The organism is Streptomyces sp. NPDC056144 (assembly GCF_042264145.1).
Lineage (GTDB): Bacteria > Actinomycetota > Actinomycetes > Streptomycetales > Streptomycetaceae > Streptomyces.
The window spans coordinates 1228275-1248665 of the sequence record NZ_JBHJVF010000001.1; the positions used below are offsets into that span (position 1 = coordinate 1228275).

19 protein-coding genes and 1 pseudogene are annotated in these 20391 nt (G+C 73.2%); 13 read left to right on the forward strand and 7 right to left on the reverse strand.

Annotated elements, in window-relative coordinates; genetic code table 11:
* Position 1: 1 nt before the first annotated feature.
* Both ACFC0Z_RS05270 and ACFC0Z_RS05275 read right to left on the reverse strand, forming a co-directional pair.
* Positions 2-1057, reverse strand: a complete 1056-nt coding sequence (locus ACFC0Z_RS05270) for a GDP-mannose 4,6-dehydratase (RefSeq protein ID WP_376432906.1) — start codon at positions 1055-1057, stop codon at positions 2-4.
* Complete coding sequence (locus ACFC0Z_RS05275; protein WP_376432908.1) at positions 1054-2277, reverse strand: glycosyltransferase; 1224 nt, start codon at positions 2275-2277, stop codon at positions 1054-1056. The genes ACFC0Z_RS05270 and ACFC0Z_RS05275 overlap by 4 nt, the downstream gene beginning before the upstream one ends.
* Positions 2278-2340: 63 nt before the next feature.
* On the opposite strand from ACFC0Z_RS05275, the gene ACFC0Z_RS05280 reads away from it, so the two are divergent.
* The 8 genes from ACFC0Z_RS05280 (at position 2341) to ACFC0Z_RS05315 (ending at position 9984) form a co-directional block, all read left to right on the forward strand.
* The gene (locus ACFC0Z_RS05280) at positions 2341-3057 is read left to right on the forward strand and encodes a response regulator transcription factor (RefSeq protein ID WP_376433473.1); all 717 of its coding nucleotides are present in this window, start codon (positions 2341-2343) and stop codon (positions 3055-3057) included.
* Entirely contained in the window at positions 3054-4481 is a 1428-nt protein-coding gene (locus ACFC0Z_RS05285) for an ATP-binding protein (protein WP_376432910.1), read from the forward strand. Before ACFC0Z_RS05280 ends, ACFC0Z_RS05285 begins: the two co-directional genes overlap by 4 nt.
* A gap of 189 nt (positions 4482-4670) precedes the next feature.
* On the forward strand, positions 4671-5069 hold the full coding sequence (locus ACFC0Z_RS05290) for a hypothetical protein (RefSeq protein ID WP_376432912.1): 399 nt from the start codon (positions 4671-4673) through the stop codon (positions 5067-5069).
* Between the two features lie 132 nt (positions 5070-5201).
* The gene (locus ACFC0Z_RS05295; RefSeq protein WP_376432914.1) at positions 5202-6572 is read left to right on the forward strand and encodes an MFS transporter; all 1371 of its coding nucleotides are present in this window, start codon (positions 5202-5204) and stop codon (positions 6570-6572) included.
* Between the two features lie 190 nt (positions 6573-6762).
* The gene (locus tag ACFC0Z_RS05300) at positions 6763-8706 is read left to right on the forward strand and encodes a helix-turn-helix domain-containing protein (RefSeq protein ID WP_376432916.1); all 1944 of its coding nucleotides are present in this window, start codon (positions 6763-6765) and stop codon (positions 8704-8706) included.
* Between the two features lie 75 nt (positions 8707-8781).
* Positions 8782-9141: a zinc ribbon domain-containing protein YjdM gene (locus tag ACFC0Z_RS05305; RefSeq protein ID WP_376432918.1), complete on the forward strand. Its 360-nt coding sequence runs from the start codon at positions 8782-8784 to the stop codon at positions 9139-9141.
* 49 nt (positions 9142-9190) lie between these two features.
* Complete coding sequence (locus tag ACFC0Z_RS05310; RefSeq protein WP_376432920.1) at positions 9191-9574, forward strand: ArsR/SmtB family transcription factor; 384 nt, start codon at positions 9191-9193, stop codon at positions 9572-9574.
* Positions 9571-9984 carry an anti-sigma factor antagonist gene (locus ACFC0Z_RS05315; RefSeq protein WP_376432922.1) on the forward strand — a complete coding sequence of 138 codons (414 nt, stop codon included), beginning with the start codon at positions 9571-9573 and terminating at the stop codon, positions 9982-9984. Before ACFC0Z_RS05310 ends, ACFC0Z_RS05315 begins: the two co-directional genes overlap by 4 nt.
* Positions 9985-10005: 21 nt before the next feature.
* Here ACFC0Z_RS05315 and ACFC0Z_RS05320 read toward each other — a convergent pair whose 3' ends face one another.
* Entirely contained in the window at positions 10006-10614 is a 609-nt protein-coding gene (locus tag ACFC0Z_RS05320; RefSeq protein ID WP_376432923.1) for a hypothetical protein, read from the reverse strand.
* 293 nt (positions 10615-10907) lie between these two features.
* On the opposite strand from ACFC0Z_RS05320, the gene ACFC0Z_RS05325 reads away from it, so the two are divergent.
* Positions 10908-11558, forward strand: a complete 651-nt coding sequence (locus ACFC0Z_RS05325; protein ID WP_376432924.1) for a fasciclin domain-containing protein — start codon at positions 10908-10910, stop codon at positions 11556-11558.
* Positions 11559-11619: 61 nt separating this feature from the next.
* On the opposite strand, the pseudogene ACFC0Z_RS05330 reads toward ACFC0Z_RS05325, so the two are convergent.
* Positions 11620-13120, reverse strand: a pseudogene (locus ACFC0Z_RS05330) (cryptochrome/photolyase family protein).
* Positions 13121-13352: 232 nt separating this feature from the next.
* On the opposite strand from ACFC0Z_RS05330, the gene ACFC0Z_RS05335 reads away from it, so the two are divergent.
* Positions 13353-14279: an SDR family oxidoreductase gene (locus ACFC0Z_RS05335; RefSeq protein WP_376432925.1), complete on the forward strand. Its 927-nt coding sequence runs from the start codon at positions 13353-13355 to the stop codon at positions 14277-14279.
* Between the two features lie 40 nt (positions 14280-14319).
* Here the strand turns inward: ACFC0Z_RS05335 and ACFC0Z_RS05340 are convergent, their stop codons facing one another.
* Both ACFC0Z_RS05340 and sigK read right to left on the reverse strand, forming a co-directional pair.
* Positions 14320-15075, reverse strand: a complete 756-nt coding sequence (locus ACFC0Z_RS05340) for an anti-sigma factor domain-containing protein (protein WP_376432927.1) — start codon at positions 15073-15075, stop codon at positions 14320-14322.
* Complete coding sequence (sigK, locus tag ACFC0Z_RS05345) at positions 15072-15659, reverse strand: ECF RNA polymerase sigma factor SigK (RefSeq protein WP_376433475.1); 588 nt, start codon at positions 15657-15659, stop codon at positions 15072-15074. Before sigK ends, ACFC0Z_RS05340 begins: the two co-directional genes overlap by 4 nt.
* Before the next feature lie 208 nt (positions 15660-15867).
* Here sigK and ACFC0Z_RS05350 point away from each other — a divergent pair, with 208 nt between their 5' ends.
* The 3 genes from ACFC0Z_RS05350 to ACFC0Z_RS05360 all read left to right on the forward strand — a co-directional run bounded on the left by ACFC0Z_RS05350 (position 15868) and on the right by ACFC0Z_RS05360 (position 19020).
* Positions 15868-17568, forward strand: a complete 1701-nt coding sequence (locus ACFC0Z_RS05350) for a molybdopterin-dependent oxidoreductase (protein ID WP_376432929.1) — start codon at positions 15868-15870, stop codon at positions 17566-17568.
* A 126-nt stretch (positions 17569-17694) separates the two neighbouring features.
* Positions 17695-18282, forward strand: a complete 588-nt coding sequence (locus tag ACFC0Z_RS05355; protein ID WP_376432931.1) for a DUF4383 domain-containing protein — start codon at positions 17695-17697, stop codon at positions 18280-18282.
* A 195-nt stretch (positions 18283-18477) separates the two neighbouring features.
* Positions 18478-19020 carry an RNA polymerase sigma factor gene (locus ACFC0Z_RS05360; RefSeq protein ID WP_376432933.1) on the forward strand — a complete coding sequence of 181 codons (543 nt, stop codon included), beginning with the start codon at positions 18478-18480 and terminating at the stop codon, positions 19018-19020.
* Here the strand turns inward: ACFC0Z_RS05360 and ACFC0Z_RS05365 are convergent.
* A complete protein-coding gene (locus ACFC0Z_RS05365; protein ID WP_376432935.1) occupies positions 18953-20359 on the reverse strand; it encodes a glycosyltransferase in 1407 nt (468 codons plus the stop codon). The two genes, ACFC0Z_RS05360 and ACFC0Z_RS05365, sit on opposite strands and share 68 nt — an antisense overlap.
* Positions 20360-20391: the final 32 nt, after the last annotated feature.

The window sequence follows — 20391 nt, forward strand, 5'->3', positions numbered from 1 at the left end:
ATCAGACCTGGTAGCGGTCCGGAGCGAAGAGACCGAGGTTCTCGGCGATCCACTCCGACGTGCGCCGCAGCCCCTCGGAGAGCGAGACGCGCGGTTCCCAGCCGGCCCACTCGCGGGCCCGGGAGTTGTCGGAGACGAGCCGTTCGACCTCGCTGCCCGCGGGCCGCCGCCGGGCCGGGTCGGTGACGATCCGCGCCTCGCGGCCCGAGGCCTCCACGAGGGCCCGCGCGAGGTCGCCCACGGAGATCTCGCGGCCGGTGCCGAGGTTCACCACGTGCCCGAGCGCCCGGTCGGACTCGGCCACCGCGAGGAAGCCCTCGGCGGTGTCGGTGACGTACGTGAAGTCGCGGGTCGGGGTGAGCGAGCCGAGCTTGATCTCCCGTGCCCCGGAGTGCAGTTGGGCGAGGATCGTGGGGATGACCGCCCGGGCGGACTGGCGCGGCCCGTACGTGTTGAAGGGCCGTACCACCGTCACGGGCAGCTCGAAGGCGTGGTGGAAGGAGAGCGCCATCATGTCCGCGCCGATCTTCGACGCCGAGTACGGCGACTGCGGCTGGAGCGGATGGGCCTCGGAGATCGGGACGGTGAGGGCGGAGCCGTACACCTCGCTGGTGGAGGTGTGGACGAGACGCCGTACGCCGTGACGGCGGCAGGCCTCGGCGACGTTCTCCGTGCCGGTCACGTTCGTCTGCACGTACGCGCCGGGGGACACGTAGCTGTACGGGATGCCGATCAGCGCCGCGAGGTGGAAGACGGTGTCGCACCCGGCCACGGCGTCGTCCACCCGCCCCGGGTCGCGGACGTCCCCGACCCACATCTCCACCCGGTCGTCGTCCAGGTAGCGGGCCAGGTAGCCCTTCTCCGCGTACGGCTTGTAGTGGACGAACGCGCGGACGCGGGCGCCGCGCGCCACGAGCAGGTCGATCAGCGTCGAGCCGATGAACCCCTCGCCGCCGGTGACGAGGACCGTCCTGCCCCGCCACACGGAGGCGGCATCCGGCGAGGACGAAGGGGTGAGCGCGGTGGTGAGTGCGGTGGTGAGTCCGGTAGTGGTCATATCTGCTCCCGTGCGGTGCTGAGGGAAGTGGGACGAGTGGAGGGAAGAGGGCGCAGCCGCGGGCGTCCCGCGAGGCGCAGCACCTCGGCCGCGAGCAGGTCGGCGGCGTGGGCGTGCGGGCCGGGCGGCGCGGCCGAGGTCATGGCGGCGAGCCGCGCGGGCTCGGCCAGCAGCGGGGCGACGATCCCGGCGAGCCGGTCCGCCGTCGTCTCGGCGTCGGGCAGCAGCAGCCCGGCTCCCGCGTCCGTGAGCACCCGGGCGTTGTGCGTCTGGTGGTCGCCGGGCGCGTGCGGGTAGGGCACCAGGACGGCCGGGACGCCGGTGGCGGCCAGCTCGGCGACCGTCGCGGAACCCGCCCGGCACAGCAGCAGATCGGCCGCGGCGTACGCGTCGGCCATCCGGTCCAGGTACGGCACGGCCGCGGCGACCCGCTCCCCGCCGCCCGTACTCAGCCGCTGCCGGGCGTCCGCCAGTGCCGCGGGCCCGGTCTTCACGAGGAAGTGGACGTCGTCGCGGTCGCTCCACCGCTCCGCGAGACCGAGGGCGGCCTCGGTCAGCCGTGCGGCGCCCAGGCTTCCGCCGTTGACCACGACCAGACGGCGGCCCTCGGGCACGCCGAGCCGCAGCCTCGCCGCCGCGCGGCGGGCCTCGCGGGCGGGGGAGCGGGCGGGCAGGGCGGCCAGCTCGGCGAGCTCGGCCGCGATGGGCATGCCCGTGGTCAGCGCGTTCTGCCCGCCGTGCAGATGCGACCGGGCGGGGTCGAAGGCGACCGCGACATGCGGGGTGAGCCGGGCCGCGAAACGGTTGGCCCGGCCCGGCACGGCGTTCGACTCGTGGATGAGGGCGGGCAGCCCGGCCAGCCGCGCGCCGAGCACGGCGGGCGCGCTCGGGTAGCCGCCCATGCCCACGACCACCTCGGCCCCCTGGGCGCGCGCGATCTCCCGCGCCTGCGCCGCCGACCTCACCAGGTCGGCCGGGAGCAGGAAGCGGCGCGCCCCGAGACCGGGGTCGAACGGGATCATGTCGACGAGGTGCAGGGGGTATCCGGCGCCCGGGACCAGCCGCCCTTCCAGGCCCCGTTCGGTCCCGATGAAGGAGATCGCGGCCTCGGGGTCCGCGCGGCGCAGCGCGTCGGCGAGGGCGAGACCGGGGTAGATGTGACCGCCGGTGCCGCCCGCGCCGATGACCACGGAGAGCGGACGGGTTCGTCGTGTGTCCATGCCCGTACTCTCACGACGTGCCCTAAGAACGTTCTAAGAGATGGTTCGGGACGCTTTGGCATGATGCGGGGCATGGGCATGGAACCGAAGGCGTACCGCGTACTCGTGGCCGACGACGAACCCGAGGTCCGGGCCGCCGTCGAGGACGGACTGACCATCGAGGGATACGAGGTCCGGGGCGTCCCGGACGGGCTCGCCACCCTGAGCGAGGTCGCCCTCTGGGAACCCGACGCCGTCGTCCTCGACGTGATGATGCCGGGCCTCGACGGACTCGCCGTCTGCCGGCGGCTGCGCGCGGCCGGCGACCGCACCCCCGTCCTCGTCCTCACCGCCCGGGACTCGGTCAGCGAACGCATCGACGGCCTCGACGCCGGAGCCGACGACTACCTCGTGAAACCCTTCGCACTCGACGAACTCCTCGCCCGCGTACGGGCGCTGCTGCGCCGCGCCGCCCCCGCGCCCGACGAGGGGGCGGGGGCGGGGCTCCTCGTCCACGAGGACCTGGTCCTCGACCCCGAGACCCGCACCGGACGGCGGGGCGAACGTCCCCTGGAGTTCAGCCGCACCGAGGCGTCCCTCCTGGAACTGCTCCTGCGCCACCCCGGCCAGGTGCTGCCGCGCGAGCTCATCCTCGAACTCGTCTGGGGAAGCGACTTCGGTCCGGAGTCCAACTCCCTCGCCGTGTACGTGGGGTACCTGCGCCGCAAACTGGAGGCGGGCGGCGAACCCCGGCTCGTCCACACCGTGCACGGGATCGGCTACCGGCTGGGCCCCGCATGACGGCGGCACCGGAACGCAGGGACACCGGCCCGCGCCACCGCCTCGGTGCCCGCTGGCGACGCCGCCGCCCGCTCCGTACCCGCATGGCCCTCGCCGCCACCGCCGCCGTGGCCGTCGTCGCCGTCGGCATGTCCGTCGCCGCCTTCCTGATCGTCCGGGCCCAGCTCAACGACCAGCTCCAGCTGAACCTGACCCAGTACGCGAGACTCGTCGCCCAGCGCAACCAGGGCGCCGGCCCCGGCGTCATCGCGGGGGAGTGCCGCTTCCTCGCCGCGCCCGGCTGTGCCCAGGTGGTGCCCGAGGACCGCGCGGACGACCCGGCGGACCCGTACGTCCTGCCCGTCCCCGACGCGGCCCGCGCCGTGGCCGCCGGACGACGGGCCCCGTTCTACACCGACGTCACCGTCGACGGGCACCCCGCCCGGATGCTGACGACCGACTTCGCCCCCGGCCGCGCCCTCCAGGTGGCCCTGCGCTCGGACACGGTGGAACGCGGCGTCGCCCAGGTCGCCCGCCTCCTCGCCCTCGCCGCCGCCGCGGGCGTGGTCACCGCCGGATTCCTCGGCTCCTGGGTCGCCCGCACCGGACTCGCCCCGGTGGCCCGGCTGACCGCCACGGCCGAACAGATCGCCGCCACCCGCGACCCCCGCCACCGCATCGGACCGCCGCCGGGGCGCGAAGGCGCGCCCAAGGACGAGATCGCGCGCCTCGCGGCCAGCTTCGACGTCATGCTCGACGAACTGGAGAAGTCCGTCACGGCACGGCGCCGGCTCGTCGCGGACGCCTCGCACGAACTCCGCACGCCCCTGACCGCACTGCGCACCAACGCCGAACTGCTCGCCCGCGCCGACCGGCTGACGCCAAGTCAGCGCGAGCGGGCAGCGTCGGCCGTGGGGCGGCTGCTACGCGAGGTGAACGGCTTGGTAGCGGACCTGATCGAGCTCGCCAGGGACGAGGAACCGCAGCCGCTCCTCGAACAGGTCGCACTGGCCCCGCTCCTCGACCACACCGTGGCCGCCGCCCGCGACCACTGGCCCGGGGTGCCCTTCGACGTACGGGTCACGGGGGCACCGGTCGTCCCCGGCGTCCCGGCCCGGCTGACCAGGCTGGTAGGCAACCTCCTGGACAACGCGGCGAAGTTCAGCCCGCCGGGACTGCCGGTGGAGGTGGGCCTCGGCCCGTACGAGCTGACGGTACGCGACCACGGGCCGGGCATCGCCGAGGAGGACCTGCCCTACGTCTTCGACCGCTTCTACCGCGCGACGACGGCCCGCGCCCTGCCCGGCTCGGGCCTCGGCCTGGCCATGGCCCTCCAGATCGCCCGCGCCCACGGCGCAGCGCTGACGGCCGAACGGGCCCCGGGCGGCGGCGCCCTGTTCCGCCTGACATTCCCGGCGGACTCGCCGCAAAGCGAGCGGAGCTGACCCAGGTCGCCGGCGGTGTGGTTCCTTTCCGCCGACCGGTTGACAGCCGTGAACCGGACGACGGGCTCAGGGCGTCGGCGAGGCGTCCCGCGGCCAGGGCCCCACCGCCGCGATCACTGAGGGGCCTCCGACCTCAGGCCACGCCGAATCCCGTGGCGACGCTCCCCGCTCGTTCCCTACAGTCGCCGCATGGCCACCGAGGACGAGAACCCACGTCAGCCCGACATCAGCGCGATGCTCCAAGACCAGACCCGTGCCTGCGAGGCGGCGCGCGACGCCATCGCCGCCGGCGGCGAGGTCATGCTCTACGACGGGAACCCGCCACAGTGGATGGTCCTCGGCATCGCCGCGACAAGGTGGAAACGGTCGTTGCGGACCGGCGTGACGACCCTCGGCCTTGACGAGACCGTGGAGATCCTCAGCACTCGGCACCGCGATGAGCACCTGCGTACGGGCAACATCGTCGCGGCAGACCGATCGTGGTTCTTCACGCTGTACTTCGATTCCACCGGGACCGAGCTCCTGGCGTGCAGCGGCGTCAAGAACGAGCGGCCCTCGCGGAGGGATGGTCAGAGTCTCCAGCTGTAGAGCCCGACATGGTGGTAGTGCTCACTCTGAGAACCAGAACTATGGTGGCCCACCACATACGCCTGTGACGTGCTCATTTCTACGGTGTGGCGCAAAGACATCGTCCCCGTCACCCGCTCGGAAGTGGTGCACATGGCCGCCGCAACGCAGACTCCCCCGCCCTCCGGCTCGATCCGGCGCATCGTCGCCGCGAGCCTCATCGGCACCACCATCGAGTGGTACGACTTCTTCCTCTACGGATCCGCCGCCGCCCTCGTCTTCAACACGCTGTTCTTCCCCACCGCCGACCCGCTCGTCGGCACGCTGATCGCCTTCATCACGTACGCCATCGGCTTCGCCGCCCGCCCGCTCGGTGGCATCGTCTTCGGACACTTCGGCGACAAGATCGGCCGCAAGAAGCTGCTGGTGATCAGTCTCCTGATGATGGGCGGCGCGACCTTCGCGATGGGTCTGCTGCCCACGTACGAGACCATCGGCGTCGGCGCGCCGATCCTGCTCACCGTGCTGCGCCTCGTCCAGGGCTTCGCGCTCGGCGGCGAGTGGGGCGGCGCCGTCCTGATCGTCTCCGAGCACGGCGGTGAGAAGCACCGCGGCTTCTGGGCCTCCTGGCCGCAGGCCGGCGCCCCCGGCGGCAACCTCCTCGCCACCGGCGTCCTGGCCCTCCTCGCGGCCTTCCAGTCCGACGCGGACTTCCAGGCCTGGGGCTGGCGCGTTCCCTTCCTCCTGTCCGGCATCCTCGTCCTGATCGGCCTGTGGATCCGCGTCTCCGTCTCCGAGTCCCCGATCTTCCTCGCCGCGCAGGCCAAGGCCGAGGCCGCCGCCGCGCAGGGCGTGAAGGAGACCGCCCCGGTCGTCGAGGTCTTCCGGCGCAGCTGGCGCGAGGTCCTGTCGGCCATCGGCACCCGCTTCGGCGAGAACATCTCGTACTACATCCTGACCTCGTTCCTCCTCGTGTACGTCACCGTCCACCTGGAACTGCCCAAGAGCACCGCCCTGAACGCCGTCCTCATCGGCTCCGCCGTCCACTTCGTCACCATCCCGATGTGGGGCGCCCTCTCCGACCGCGTCGGCCGCCGCCCCGTCACCCTCATCGGTTCCGTGGGCATGGCCGTCTGGGCGTTCGTCTTCTTCGGCCTCGTCGACACCAAGTCCTTCGCCGTGATCGCCCTGGCCGTCACCGCCGGCCTGCTCCTCCACGGCGCGATGTACGGCCCGCAGGCCGCCTTCATCTCCGAGATGTTCGACACCCGCGTCCGCTACTCCGGTGCCTCGATGGGCTCCCAGCTCGCCTCCATCGTGGCCGGCGCCCTCGCGCCGATCATCGCGGTCGAGCTCCTCAAGGACTACGGCTCCTCCACCCCCATCAGCCTCTACCTCTGCATCGCCGCCGTGATCACGACGATCACCGTGGCGGTCACCCGGGAGACCCGCGGCCGCGACCTGGCGGCGAGCAAGGCCGCGGCCCCGGCCGCGGAGCGGGCGACCGCCGCCGAGCGCGTCTGACGGACACGGCGCCCACGGCGCCCATGAACAGCCCGGTTCGCCGCCTCGACCGTGGGGGGCTGGCGGCGGACCGGGCGACAGCGCGGCAGCACCGATCAGGCCGGAGCTCCGGCCTGATCGGCATCGCCACGAGCGGGACCGGGATCGGGACCGCCGGCACTACACCCCCATGCATGCGAGGAGACCCCCCATGGCCACGACCCCCAGCACCGGCACGCCGACCACGACCGCCGCTGCCACCGCCTCCGCGGCCCGGCACCTCCTCGACCTCCTCGCCGTCGATGCCCCCGCGGCCGAGCTCGCCGCCCAGCCCGCCCGTTCCCGCGCCGCCGGAGCGACGTCCGAGGCCGACTCCGCCTGGATCGAGGAGACCACCGAGGTCGCGCTCTCCGTCCGGCGCGTGCTCGACCAGTACCGCCGCCGCGAGGCGGAGCTCGTCGCCCTCTTCGACACGGCCGGCGACCTCGCCGGACTCCGTGACCTCGACGCCGTCCTCCGCGCGATCGTCCGCCGCGCCCGTACCCTGCTCGGCGCCGACGTCGCCTACCTCACCCTCAACGACCCGATCGCGCAGGACACGTTCATGCGCGTCACCGAGGGCTCCGTCTCGGCCGCCTTCCAGCAGCTCCGCCTCGGCATGGGCGAGGGCCTCGGCGGCCTGGTGGCCCAGACGGCACGCCCGTACGCGAGCACGGACTACCGCACCGACCAGCGCTACCGCCACACAGGAACCATCGACGACGGCGTCGCCGAGGAGGGCCTGCGGGGCATCCTCGGGGTGCCCCTCCGGGTGGGGGAGGAGATCATCGGCGTCCTCTTCGCCGCCGACCGCACCCCGCGCGAGTTCACCCCCGACGCCATCGCCCTCCTCGGTTCGCTCGCCGACCACGCCGCAGTCGCCATCGACAGCGCCCGCCTCCTCGACGAGACCCGCACCACCCTCGCCCGGCTCGAAGCCGCCAACGCCACCGCCCGCGCCCACGGCGAAGCCCTCCACCACGCCTCCGACGCCCACGACCGCCTCACCAAGCTCGTGCTGCGCGGCGCCGACATCACCGAGGTCGCGGCCGAGATCGCGGGGCTGCTCCAGGGCGGGGTGGCGGTCCACGACGCCGACGGCCGCGAGCTCGCCCGTACCGGTACGGCTCCGATCACGCCCTCCGCCGACAGCCTCACCGCCTCCCGCGCCGACGGCCGCGCCGTCCACGCCGACTCCCACTGGACCTGCGCCGTCCTCGCCGGCACCGAGTCCCTCGGCAGCATCGTCCTCACCGGCCGCACGGACCTCTCCGAGGCCGACCGGCGCCTCTTCGAACGCGCGGCGCTCGTCACCGCCATGCTGCTGCTCATGCGCCGCTCGGTCGCCGAGACCGAGGACCGGGTGCGCGGCGAGCTCCTCGACGACCTCCTCGCCGATCCCGCCGCCACGGCCCGCTGGGACGGCGGGAGCCTCACCCTGCGCGCCCGCCGCATCGGCGTCGACCTGGCCAGGGCCCACACCGTCGCCGTCCTCGACTGCGACCCGCCCCTGCGCGCCCGGCTCGCCGCCGAGACCGCGCGCCGCGCCCGCGAGCTCGGCGGCCTGTCGGGCACCCGCCACGGCCACGTCGTCCTGCTCGCCCCCACAGACCGGCCGGGCCCCCTCGCCCGCACCCTCGCCGGGGACCTCGGCCGGGCCCTCGGCGCCCCCGTCACGGCGGGCGCCGCCGGGCCCGGCCACGGCCCGGAATCCCTGGCCTCGCTCCACGCCGAGGCCCGCCGCTGCCTCTCCGCGCTCCACGCCCTGGACCGTACGGGCGAGGGCGCCGACATCGCCGACCTCGGCTTCATCGGCGTACTCCTCGGCGACCGGGCCGACGTCGGGGCGTACGTCGAGCGCGTCCTCGGCCCCGTCCTCGCCTACGACGCCGAGCGCGGCACCGAGCTGCTGCGCACCCTGCGCGCGTACTACGAGCACGGCGCCGCGCTGTCCCGCGCGAAGGACGCGCTCCACGTCCACGTCAACACGGTCGTCCAGCGCCTCGACCGCGTCGCCCAGCTCCTCGGCCCCGACTGGAACAGCCCGGCCCGGGCACTGGAGACGCAGCTGGCCCTGCGCCTCCACCAGCTCAACGGCGGCGCGGGCGTCGGCTGACGCGCGAGGGCGTACGCGTCTCACCAGGTGAGTTGCCAATTTTCGCAATTCCCAGCATCGCTTTAGACTCATCGGGTGAACGAGAACCTTCCCCCCTGCCCCGAGTGCTCCGGCGCCTACACCTACGAGATGGGCGCGCTCCTCGTCTGCCCCGAGTGCGGTCACGAGTGGTCCGTGTCCGCCGGTGAGACGGCGGAAGGGGCCGGGGACGGCGAGAAGGTGATCAAGGACTCCGTCGGCAACGTGCTCGCCGACGGCGACACCGTGACCGTCGTCAAGGCGCTCAAGGTCAAGGGCAGCCCGTCCGGCATCAAGGCCGGCACGAAGGTGCGCAACATCAAGCTCGTCGACGGCGTCGACGGTCACGACATCGACTGCAAGGTCGACGGCTTCGGCCCCATGCAGCTCAAGTCCAGCGTGGTCAAGAAGGCCTGACGGCCCGTCCTTACCGATCCTTTCCGAGGCGTGAAGAGAGTCCGAGACCGTGCCGATCCCGCTCTACCAGGCGAAGGCCGAGTTCTTCCGGATGCTGGGACATCCGGTACGCATCAGGGTGCTGGAACTGCTGCAGAACGGCCCCATGGCCGTACGCGACCTGCTCGCGGCCATCGAGGTCGAGCCGCCGGCGCTCTCGCAGCAGCTCGCGGTCCTGCGCCGCTCCGGCATCGTGACCTCGTCGCGCGAAGGTGCGACGGTGGTCTACCGGCTCGCGGGCGGTGACGTCGCGGATCTCATGCAGGCGGCCCGCCGCATCCTCACGGAGATGCTGGTGGGACAGAAGGAGCTCCTGGAGGAGCTGAGGGAAGCCGACGGCCAGGCGGAGAGCATGGCGGTCGACGTGGACGCGACGACGAAGGCGGCACGATGACGATCGAATGGCGTTACACGATCCAGCAGAACCTGGGGATACTCTCCCTGGCCGGCCACCTCGGCGCCGAGGAGGCGGTGAACCGCTTCACCGGCGCGGTCGGCTGGGCCCTGTCCCGGGGCACGGGCCCGGTCATCCTCGACCTCACCGCCCTGCGCGGCTGGTCGACCGGCGGCCAGCTCGCGGTCGCGGAGGCGGCCCGCCGCCTGGAGGCCGACGGCAGGAGTCTCGAACTCGCCGCCATCCCGGCGGACGGCTCGCTCGTCCCCACGGGCGACCACCCCGCCATCCCTGTCCACCACGACCTGGACACGGCGCTCGCCCACCACAGCGGCGGCCCGGAGCAGCGGGAATGGTGCAGCGACGAGTGGCCGGGCGAGCGCAGCCTCGGCGCCCCCGTACGCGACTGACACCAGGCGCTGCCCAGCCGTCTACTCCCCGAACCCGTACCCGTACCCGTCTCTGTTTCCGTCGCCGTTTCCGTCCTCGCCCTCGCCCTCGTCCCGCAGCGCGTCGGCGTCGGTGAGGGCCTGTCCGATGAGCCGGGAGGCGAACTCCCGGTCGTCGGTGACCCGGTTGATGAGCTCGGCCAGCAGGAAGCCGGTGGCCTCCAGCGCGTTCATCTCGGGCTTGGTCCACTCCCCGTACTGCTCGCGCCACAGACTCGGGCTGAGCCCCGTCCCGGCCGCGATGACGAGCCCGGCCATGGTGGGAATGGCCTCGGGGCTGATGCTCTTGGGCATCCTGCGCAGGGCGGTGACCAGGTTCGGGACGACGTACTCGACGACGTCCTTGTCGTGCTCCTCGCAGGCCATCCGCAGCCACCTCATGTACATGAAGACGATCGTGCAGACGCCGTCGATGAGGTCCTGGGCGCCGGTGGGCCCCAGGGACGAGGTGAGCTGTGCGTCGAGCCGCCGCTGTTCGGGATCGATCTCGGTTCTGCCGTCGTAGATGGCCTTCAGCCGCGAATCGATCACCATGAGCGCCGTACCCACGTCGCCGGCGGGCGCGTACTGGGGGTCGCAGGTCGATGACACGGGATCCTCCTCATGTGACCGCGGCGGTGCGCCACTCCACGGGTCAGCACGCTAGACCGCGGACTCGGCGCGAGTCCGGAGAACGGGCAGGGATCCCACCGAGGGCTGACGGGCCCGACGGCAAACCTCGGGCCGAGCCGGCACCAGGACAGCTCCTCCTCCCCACGAAACACACCGGATCTCACTCGTTCGAGTGAGAGGCCCATCCGCCGAGCGGGCGGCGCCGAATAACGGTTGGTGAGCACGTACGTGCTCGCTCACCCGTTCCGACCTTTCGCTGAGGAGCAGCACTCATGAACTCCCTGAGCATCCGCCGTGGCGTCATCGCCGTGGCCGCCGCCGCCGTTCTGCCCCTGTCGCTTACCGCCTGCTCGGACTCCGACAGTGAGACCAAGGCCGCCTCTTCCTCCGCGGACCAGGCCACCGACCCCACCACCGCGGCAACCCCGGCGGAGGGTGCGACGGCCGCGGACGCACCGTTCGGGCCGGCCTGTGCGAGCGTCCCGAAGGACGGTGCGGGCTCCTTCGACGGCATGGCGATGGACCCCGTCGCGACCGCCGCGTCGAACAACCCGGCCCTGTCCACCCTGGTCACCGCGGTGAAGCAGGCCGGACTCGTCGACACGCTCAACAACGCCGAGAACATCACCGTCTTCGCGCCGACCAACGACGCCTTCGCGAAGATCCCGAAGGCGGACCTGGACAAGGTCCTCGCCGACAAGGCCACGCTCACGAAGATCCTCACGTACCACGTCGTCGGCCAGAAGCTCGCCCCGTCGCAGCTGGAGAACGGCTCCTTCGAAACCCTCCAGAAGGGCATGATCACGACGAAGGGCTCCGGCGAGGACTTCACCGTCAACGACAGCTCCAAGGTCGTCTGCGGCAACGTGAAGACCGCCAACGCCAACGTCTACATCGTCGACACCGTCCTCATGCCCAAGTAATCAGCGGCACCGAGCGGGAGCAGTCCGGGGAACGGACTGCTCCCGCACGTCGTCCGGTCGGTCAGGGCGGTCCCGCCCCGCGTCCCCGTTCCTGCTCCAGGAGAGCGGGCAGGTCCCGCAGCCGGTCGAGTCCCCGTACGGGCTGAGCCATCCGGTGGTTGCGGCCGAGCCGGTCGCGGTGCCGGTGGAGGAAGGCCCAGTACCCGGCCGTGAACGGACACGCGTCCTCGCCGACCCGACGGTCCGGGCGATAGGGGCAGGGGCCGCAGAGGTCGCTCATCCGGTCGATGTAGGCGCCGCCCGAGGTGTACGGCTTCGTCGTCATCCGGCCACCGTCGGCGTACTGCGACATCCCGACCACGTTGGGCAGCATCACCCAGTCGTAGCCGTCGACGAAGCTGCGGTGGAACCAGTCGGTGACGGCCGCCGGGTCCCAGCCGCGCTGGAGCGCGTAACTGCCCAGCACCATCAGGCGCGGGATGTGGTGGGTCCAGCCCGTGTCACGGACCTGGCGCAGGGCCGTCGCCACGCACCGGGCCGACACGGCGTCCGCGTCGAGCTCCTGCCACCACCGGGGGGAGGGCGCCGGTGTGCCGGAGGACGTTGCTCGTGCGGTACTCCTCGCCGAAGTACCAGTAGAGGTGCCACACGTACTCGCGCCAGCCGGCGATCTGCCGGACGAATCCCTCCACCGAGTTCAGCGGCGCGCCCCCTGCCCGCCAGACCTCCTCCGCCCCTTCCACGCACTCGGCCGGGTCGAGCAGGCCCAGGTTCAGGGAGGACGACAGCAGGCTGTGGCTCATGGTGCCGTCGGCGGCGAGCACCGCGTCCTCGTACGCGCCGAACCCGGCGAGCCGGTGGTCCAGGAAGCGCCGCAGGGCGGCGAGCGCCTGCCTGCGGTCCGCGGGAAACCGCCGGGGCCCGTCGCGGCCCACGAAGGAGAGGTCCCCGGCGCGCTCCCAGCGGTCCAGATCGTGCCGGACCTCCTCGTCGATCCCGTTCTCACGAGGGCGATACGGAGCCGGGGCTTCCAGCGTGCGCGCTCCGCGCGGTGGGGGACGGCGGTTCTCGTGGTCGAGGTTCCACGTGCCGCCGGCCGGTTCGCCGCCCTCCATCAGGACGTCGTGGCCGCGCCGGACGTGCCGGTAGAAGTTCTCCATCCGGAGCGTGCGCTGCCCGTCCGCCCAGGCGGCGAACTCCTCGGGTCCGACCAGGAAGCCGCGCGGCGGCAGCACGGTGACGTTGTCGAGGGACCGTACGAGACACAGCGCGGCCCGTGAGGTCGGATGGTGCACCGTCACCTTGCCGTTGCCCACGGCCTTCCGGAGCCCTTCCCGGTACGTGTCCGCCCGTACGTACGTCACCCGGTCACCGAGCTCGGCGGCGCGGTGCCGCATGGCCGAAAGGACCAGGTGGGCCTTGGCCCGGTGGAAACGGCGGCGCCGGAAGACGGACCGGGCCTCGATCATCACGACGGGGGCGTCGCGGGCCGGACCGCCGTCGCCGGATTCCAGGAAGGCGGGCCCGAGCTGGTCGCCGAAGAGCCAGTGCGCGTCCGTCATGTCATGTCCGTCCTCGTGCCTCGTCCAGCGGGCCGCGGGGTGCGTGGGTGCGTGGGTGCCGCGGCAACTGCCGTGATTTCGTCCCGGGAGCGGCGGCCGGATGCGTCCCGGACGGGTGAGGCCGCCGAGAAGCCGTCGCCGGGCGCATCCGAGGAACCCCTGCCTCCGGAAATCCTTCCGTAGGCGGCGAGGCGTCGGCCCCCGCCCCGACCCTTCCTGACCGGAGGCCCTCATGCCCCGTTCCACGGAACCCCGAGGCCGTGTCGTGGTCGTCACGGGCGCCGCCCGCGGGCTCGGCGCGGGACTGGTGCGACTCCTGGCCGAGCGCGGCATGCGGGTGGCGCTGCTGGGGCGGGAGCACGCCACCCTCGCCGCCGTCGCCGCGACGCTCGGCACCGAGAGCCACGTCGTGGAGGTCGACGTCACCGACGACGCGGCGATGGAACGGGCGGCCGAGGAGGTGACGCGGGTCCTGGGGGCCCCGTCGGTCGTCATCGCCAACGCGGGTGTCGCGGAGGGCGGCCCCTTCGAGAGCTCCGCCCCCGACACCTGGCGCCGGGTCGTGGACGTCAACCTGGTCGGCAGCGCGATCACCGCGCGGGTCTTCCTGCCGGGACTGCGGGCCACCCGGGGCTACTTCCTCCAGGTCGCCTCCACCGCCGCCTTCGGCGCGGCCCCGATGATGAGCGCGTACTGCGCCTCCAAGGCGGGCGCCGAGGCCTTCGCCCGCTCCCTGCGGGCCGAGGTGGCGCACCTGGGTGTCGGCGTGGGCGTGGCGTACCTGCACTGGACCGACACCGACATGGTCCGCGACGTGGACCGCCACACTGTCCTGCGGGAACTGCGCGGACACATGCCCGCGCCCGCCCGCCGCGTGTACCCGGTGGACCGCGTCGCGTCCTGGCTGGTTCGCGGTGTCGAACGGCGCCGCGCCTCCGTCTACGCCCCGCCGTGGCTCCGGCTGGCCCAGGCCGGGCGGCCGTTCTATCCGCTCGCGGTGGACCTGCTCTCCCGCCGCGAACTTCCCCGGCTCCTCAGCGAGTACTCCTTCGAGCAGACCGGACTGCTGGGCACGGGCGGCCGGATCGAGGAGGAACTGCTCGCCCGCGCCGCCGCCGGGGAAGCGGTCCGCCCCGGCCGCGGGCGCCCGGCTCCCTGAACGGTGACGCCCCCCGCTCCGGCCCGGAGAGAGGGAGCGGTCAGGCCGGCAGGCCCAGCAGCATCAGAGGCTGGGTCGTGGGCTGCGCCGAACCACCCGCCGGTTCGAGGGTGAGCCCCACCCCCGTCGCGTCGGCCGGGTCGCCGTCGAGCAGGACGGTGCCGTCGGCGTGGATCAGCCCGGCCGGTCGCATGGTGCCGTCGTGGTCGAGCCACAGCTGGTACGTGTGGCCGGCGGTCGGGTCCGGAAGGCCGAAGGCCGTGAAGACGGCCCGGTTCTGCCGGTCCGACGTGACGACCGTGGTCATCGCGCCGTTCGTGGTCCGCCCGTGCACGGTCCGGGCGTCGGGCGCGGCCAGCACGCCGCTCACGGCCTCCAGCTGCTCCTGGGCCTGCCGGGCCTGCTGCCGCGCGTCCTCGTTCTCCCGGTGCTGCAAGGCCGCGAGGCCCGCGAACGAGGCGGCGGCGGCCAGGCTGGCGGCGAGCGCCAGCGGGACCGCCTTGCGCCGCACCACCCGGGCCAGGCCCGCGGTCCGGCCGGCCCCCGGCACGCGGGGCGGCAGTTGGCGTACGCCGTCGACGGCGGAGAGCGTCCGCAGCTTGAGGGCCTCGGGCGGCGTCCGGCCGACGGAGGCCGCGAGCCGCGCGGCGGTCTCCTCGAACCCGCTGACCTCCCTGCGGCAGTCCTCGCAGTCGGTGAGGTGGGCGGCGAACGCGTCCCGTTCGTCGGCGTCGAGCGCGTGCAGCGCGTAGGCCGCCGTGAGGGCGTGGAGGTCGGAGTGGTGCTGCTGGGTCACGAGGTCACCCCCATGCAGTCGCGGAGGCGGATGAGTCCGTCGCGCATGCGTGTCTTGATGGTGGGAAGAGGAGTCTGCAGGCTCTGGGCGACCTCACGGTAGGTCAGGCCCTGGTAGTAGGCGAGGGTCACCGCCTCGCGCTGGAGTTCGGTCAGGCCGCGCAGACAACGGCGTACCCGCTCGCTCTCCAGCCGGGTCTCCACCTGCTCGGCGACCTCGTCGAAGGCGGCGGTGTGCTCCCGTGCGGCCTGGGCGAGCTCCCGGTCGGAGGCTGCCTGGGCCGACCGTACGCGGTCGACGGCGCGACGGTGGGCGATCGTCGCCACCCAGGCCGTCACGCTTCCGGCCGTCGGTTCGTAGCGGGCGGCCTGGCGCCACAGCTCGATCATGACCTCCTGGGTGACCTCCTCGGACTGGGAACGGTCGCGCACCACACGGAGGGCGATGCCGAAGACCAGCGGGGCGAGGGCGTCGTAGAGCGTGGAGAACGCCTGCTTGTCGCCCCGGGCGACCTCCCGGACGACCTGCGCCAGGTCACCCTTCGGGTCGGCTTCGGGGGCATCGGAGGGGAGCGGCCGGGTCACCTGCCCGGCTCCGGACGTCGGGACGGGACGGAGCCGCCACGTCGGGCGGTCGTCCTCGGAGTGGGAAGCCATCGCATGCGGGTCCTTCGCGGTGGGGCGGGCCGGTGTCCGCGCCTTTCGGCGGGCCGGCGGAGAGCCTGTGTGTACAGCTCCCGGAAGTACTTCGGCGCCGACGCCGTTGCGGATGGGTCAGGGAGGTCACGATGCGATGTCGGTGCCCTCTTCATTGGCACCCGTCCGGGTGGTCCGACCCATCCGCAGCGCCGTGGCCGCCGAAGGACCGGATGTGAGCAGCTTCCGGAACACCCTCAGCACCCTCGCGCGGGGCGCGCTCGTCGGCTTGGCGGCGGCCTGTACGGCCCTGGCGGTCGCCGAGCTGGTCTCGGCCCTGGTGCGCCCCGCCGCCGCACCCGTGACGGTCATCGGCGGTGCCGTTGTCGACCGGACCCCGGCGCCGGTCAAGGACTTCGCGATCCGCACCTTCGGGGAGGACGACAAGACCGTCCTCCAGTTCGGCATCCTCGTCCTGCTCGCCGTCTTCGCGTCGGTCCTGGGGACCGTCGCGCTGCGGCACCGGCGTACGGGTGCACTCGGCGTCATGGCCTTCGGGATCCTCGGGGCCGCCGCCGCGCTGAGCCGACCCGACTCGGCGGGAGTCGGTGACGCCCTGCCGTCCCTGGCGGGCGCGGCGGCGGGCGCGGTGGTGCTGGCCGTCCTGGCCGGTTCGTTCGCGGCGGAGGGAGGGGCGGCCGGAGGGGCCGAGGCGCCGGTGGGCCCGGACACCGCGGATGCGGGAACCTCAGGAGCCGAGGCCCCCGCATACCGCGACCGTCGTGGCTTCCTGACCACCGCCGCCGTCGTCGCGGCCGCGACCGGTGTGGGCGCCCTCGGCCGCTGGGCGGCCCGTCGCCGGGGGCGGGGCGCCGAGGCCTCCCGGGCCGGACTGGTCCTGCCGGCGCCCGCGTCCCCCGCCCCCGGGCTGCCCCGGGGCACCCGGCTCGCGGTGCCGGGGATCAGTCCGTTCACCACGCCGAACCGGGACTTCTACCGGGTCGACACCGCCCTCGTCGTACCGAAGGTCGACGCGGACACCTGGCGGCTGCGCGTCCACGGCAGGGGAGTGGCCCGACCGCGGACGTTCACCCTCGACGACCTGCTCGGGCGCGCGCTGATCGAGCGGGACATCACGCTGACCTGCGTGTCGAACGAGGTGGGCGGTCCCTACGTCGGCAACGCCCGCTGGCTGGGCGTCCCCCTCGCCGACCTTCTGGGAGAACTCGGAGTCCGGCCGCCGTCGAAGGGCGGGCCGGCCGACCAACTGGTGGCCCGCTCCGTGGACGGCATGACCCTCGGCTCCCCCGTCGAGGACGTCATGGACGGCCGGGACGCGATGCTGGCGGTCGGCATGAACGGCGAGCCTCTGCCTTTCGAGCACGGCTTCCCCGTCCGCATGCTCGTGCCCGGCCTCTACGGCTATGTGTCGGCCTGCAAATGGATCGAGGACATCGAGCTCACCACCTTCGACGCGTACGACCCCTACTGGGTCGAGCGGCGATGGGCGCGCCGGGCGCCGATCAAGACCCAGACCCGCATCGACACACCCAAGGCCTTCGCCCGCGCCCCGGCCGGAACCGTCACCGTCGCCGGCGTCGCCTGGGCCCAGCACCGCGGCATCACCCGCGTCGAGATCCGAGTCGACGACGGCCCCTGGCAGGACGCGGACCTCGCCGCGGCGGCGGGCGCCGACACCTGGCGTCAGTGGTCGTACCGCTGGAACGCGACTCCCGGCGGACACCGCCTCACCGTCCGCGCGACGGACGGCACCGGGCAGGTGCAGACCGAAGAGCGCACGCGGACCATCCCTGACGGGGCGAGCGGCCGGCACAGCGTCTTCGTCACCGTCGCGTAGGGCGCGGACGGGTGAACAGCCGGCTGCTCGACGGTGAGGTGCATCCGTTCACCCTCGCGATGAATAAAAGGCAATGAAGTACCGCAAACCAGACATGCGGAACCGCGGACAGACTGGGGAACGACCGTGAGACTCAAAGACGAACTTCCCGTGGACCACCACCTCGCCACCGTCTACCGCTGGGGCGCCGCCCTCTGCGGCTGCCTCCTGCTCGTGTTCGGCTGCCTCGGCTTCGCCGACGCGCTCAGCCCCTTCGACACGTCCGGCGAGCGGATCGCGGGCATGACCACCAACACCGCGTTGAGCTGGATCTCGGTGGTGACCGGACTCGTCCTCCTGGCCGGCGCGGCCGTGGGCGGAAACATCGCCTCCACCGTCAACATGCTCGTGGGAGGCGCGTTCCTGCTCAGCGGCTTCTTCCACCTGTTCGTGCTCGACCGGCCCGCCAACTTCCTCGACTTCGGCATGACCAACGTGATGTTCAGCTTCCTCATGGGGCTGTTGATCCTCACGTTCGGCATGTACGGGCGGGTGTCCAGCAAGTTGTCGCACGACAACCCCTACTGGCGCAGGCGCCACCCGCGCGAGGCCGCGGCGGAGTCCCTCGCGCGCCGCCGCCTCGCCGTCTCGGCCCTCCCGCCCGGAGCCGCGCGCACCACGCCGCCCGCGCTTCCCGGAACGTCCGGTCCGGCGGTCCCCGAAGGGCCGCGGTGACGCCCTGGCCGACGCGGCGTCCGGCGCCCGTCGCGTCGGGCGCCCGGGCGCCCGACGCGGGGGAGGGGCGCACCGTCGGACCGCGTCGGATGGCGGTCGGCCGACACCCGTGATCGGCTGCCCGAAAACACCCCTCTGCCTTCATGTGTTCACTGTCAGGACCGGAGCGACGGCGGTCCGCCTCACGGTGACGTCGTGCGGGAGACTTTCGACGTCCTCTTCGCCGACTGGTACCCCCGGGTCCTCGGGTGGGCCCGGTACCGCTGCATCGACCTCCACGACGCGGAGGACGTGGCCCAGCAGGTGTTCGTGGACGCCTGGCTGCACTCCCGCAGGTACTGCCCCCACCGCGGCGGCCTGGGCCCGTGGCTGCGCGGCATCACCGCGCACAAGGCGGCGGACGCGTCGGGTGCCCTGGTCCGACGGCACGAGGCGGCCCGCCGCCTCACCCAGGGCCCGGCCCCGGCGAGCACCGACACCGCGACGCGTGCCGTCGAGCGCCTCGTGACCGCCGCCCACCTGGCCGACCTGCCGGCCCGCCGTCGCGAAGTCCTCTTCCTCGCCTACTACCTGGGGTTCACTCAGCCGGAGATCGCACGGCGCCTGGGGCTGCCGCTCGGCACGGTCAAGAGCCACACCAGGAGGGCGTTGAGGACGCTTGTCCTCGTCGTCAACGAACAGGCCGCACTGCCTGCGCGGCGGAGCGAACGGCGTCCGGGCCGGACATCTCCCGGATGAGTGCGCGCGCCGTCCAGGCCGGTCCCCGGTGCCCGACCCACCGCGACCACCGGCCGAGAGCGGGGAGCGGTTCGTCGAGCAGCCGCCGCAGGGCCTGTCCGGCGGCATGCCCGTCCAGCCGGGAGGGGTCGAGGCACCGGGCGACACCGGCCCGTTCGGCGTCGTGGGCGACGGCGAACTGGTCGCTGGAGAAAGGCAGGACGAGGGCGGGCGTACCGGACGCCAGACACTCCGTGAAGGAGTTGTTCCCTCCGTGGTGCACCGTCGCGTCCACCTTCCCCAGCAGCCACCGCTGCGGCACCGTCGCGTCCACGTGGACGTCGGGCCCCGCGAGCGTGGACAGGGCCGCCGCCCGGTCGCCCGCCGCCACCACCGCGGCCGCCCCGGGGACATGGGCGCGCAGCGCCTTCACGAGCAGGGCGAGGACGTCGTCACGGGCGGAGAGGAACGTGCCGAGGGCGATCAGCACCAGGCGGTCGTGCCGGGCCCTGAGCCCTTTCACCACCTTCTCCCACTCCGGGCCGGGATCCGGCTCGGTGTCCGGCACGCTGTGTCCCCCGTAGAGGAGCGACGGTCCGTTCGCCGGATGGCCGGGCAGCCACGGGAACTCCGGGTAGGAGAACGCCACGGCGTACGGGGAGGTGAGCGCGAAGGCGCGGCCCGGGGGCCGGGACCCCGGAGCGTGGACGCGCGCCATGGCCGCGAACCGCCGGGTGAACACCGCCTCCACCGCGCCGGCCGCCGCGCGCAGCTCCGCGAGCTGCTCCTCCCGGGGCCGGATCTCCCGCGGCCACGCGTAGGGCACGCCGAACAGCACGTCGTCGGCGGGCGGGACGTACGTGGGGTGGCCGGGGCAGAACGTCGCGTAGCGCAGGCCCAGGCAGTGCAGGGCGAGAGTGACGGGGTAGCTCAACTGGTCGACCACGTACCAGTCCGGGCGCAGGCGTGCGTCCAGGGCGCGGAGCGCGGCCAGCGTCCCTTCGGGATCGGGCAGCATGTCCCGGCCGCGGTGGCGGCTCTGGGTGAGGAGCGTGGACACCGCTCCGCGCCGCGTGGAGTCGAGGAACTCCTCCAGCCGTTCGGCCTCCCCGGCCGGCTGCCGGGTGCCGCGCGCCACTCCGGTGTTCGCGTTCCGCGTCACGGTCAGCGGCACGAACGCCACGCCCGCGCGGGCCGCGAACCCCTCGAAGGACGGCCCGGACGCGAAGAACACCTCGGCGCCCTGACGGGCCAGCTCGCCCGCCAGCACGGAGAGCGGCTGCGCGTGGGAGGCGAAGGGAGGACTGACGACGACCACGCGTGGCGCGCGCCGCCCCCGAGCGGCTTCTGATGTCTCCATGCCGAACGGTTCGCCCGTCCCGCGCCGTTCGG

Excerpts from the sequence above, each read along its gene's own strand:
- ACFC0Z_RS05270 (WP_376432906.1), bottom strand. The coding sequence starts at position 1,057 with ATGACCACTACCGGACTCACCACCGCACTCACCACCGCGCTCACCCCT.
- ACFC0Z_RS05275 (WP_376432908.1), bottom strand. The coding sequence starts at position 2,277 with ATGGACACACGACGAACCCGTCCGCTCTCCGTGGTCATCGGCGCGGGC.
- ACFC0Z_RS05280 (WP_376433473.1), top strand. The coding sequence starts at position 2,341 with ATGCGGGGCATGGGCATGGAACCGAAGGCGTACCGCGTACTCGTGGCC.
- ACFC0Z_RS05285 (WP_376432910.1), top strand. The coding sequence starts at position 3,054 with ATGACGGCGGCACCGGAACGCAGGGACACCGGCCCGCGCCACCGCCTC.
- ACFC0Z_RS05290 (WP_376432912.1), top strand. The coding sequence starts at position 4,671 with ATGGCCACCGAGGACGAGAACCCACGTCAGCCCGACATCAGCGCGATG.
- ACFC0Z_RS05295 (WP_376432914.1), top strand. The coding sequence starts at position 5,202 with ATGGCCGCCGCAACGCAGACTCCCCCGCCCTCCGGCTCGATCCGGCGC.
- ACFC0Z_RS05300 (WP_376432916.1), top strand. The coding sequence starts at position 6,763 with ATGGCCACGACCCCCAGCACCGGCACGCCGACCACGACCGCCGCTGCC.
- ACFC0Z_RS05315 (WP_376432922.1), top strand. The coding sequence starts at position 9,571 with ATGACGATCGAATGGCGTTACACGATCCAGCAGAACCTGGGGATACTC.
- ACFC0Z_RS05325 (WP_376432924.1), top strand. The coding sequence starts at position 10,908 with ATGAACTCCCTGAGCATCCGCCGTGGCGTCATCGCCGTGGCCGCCGCC.
- ACFC0Z_RS05335 (WP_376432925.1), top strand. The coding sequence starts at position 13,353 with ATGCCCCGTTCCACGGAACCCCGAGGCCGTGTCGTGGTCGTCACGGGC.
- ACFC0Z_RS05350 (WP_376432929.1), top strand. The coding sequence starts at position 15,868 with ATGTCGGTGCCCTCTTCATTGGCACCCGTCCGGGTGGTCCGACCCATC.
- ACFC0Z_RS05365 (WP_376432935.1), bottom strand. The coding sequence starts at position 20,359 with ATGGAGACATCAGAAGCCGCTCGGGGGCGGCGCGCGCCACGCGTGGTC.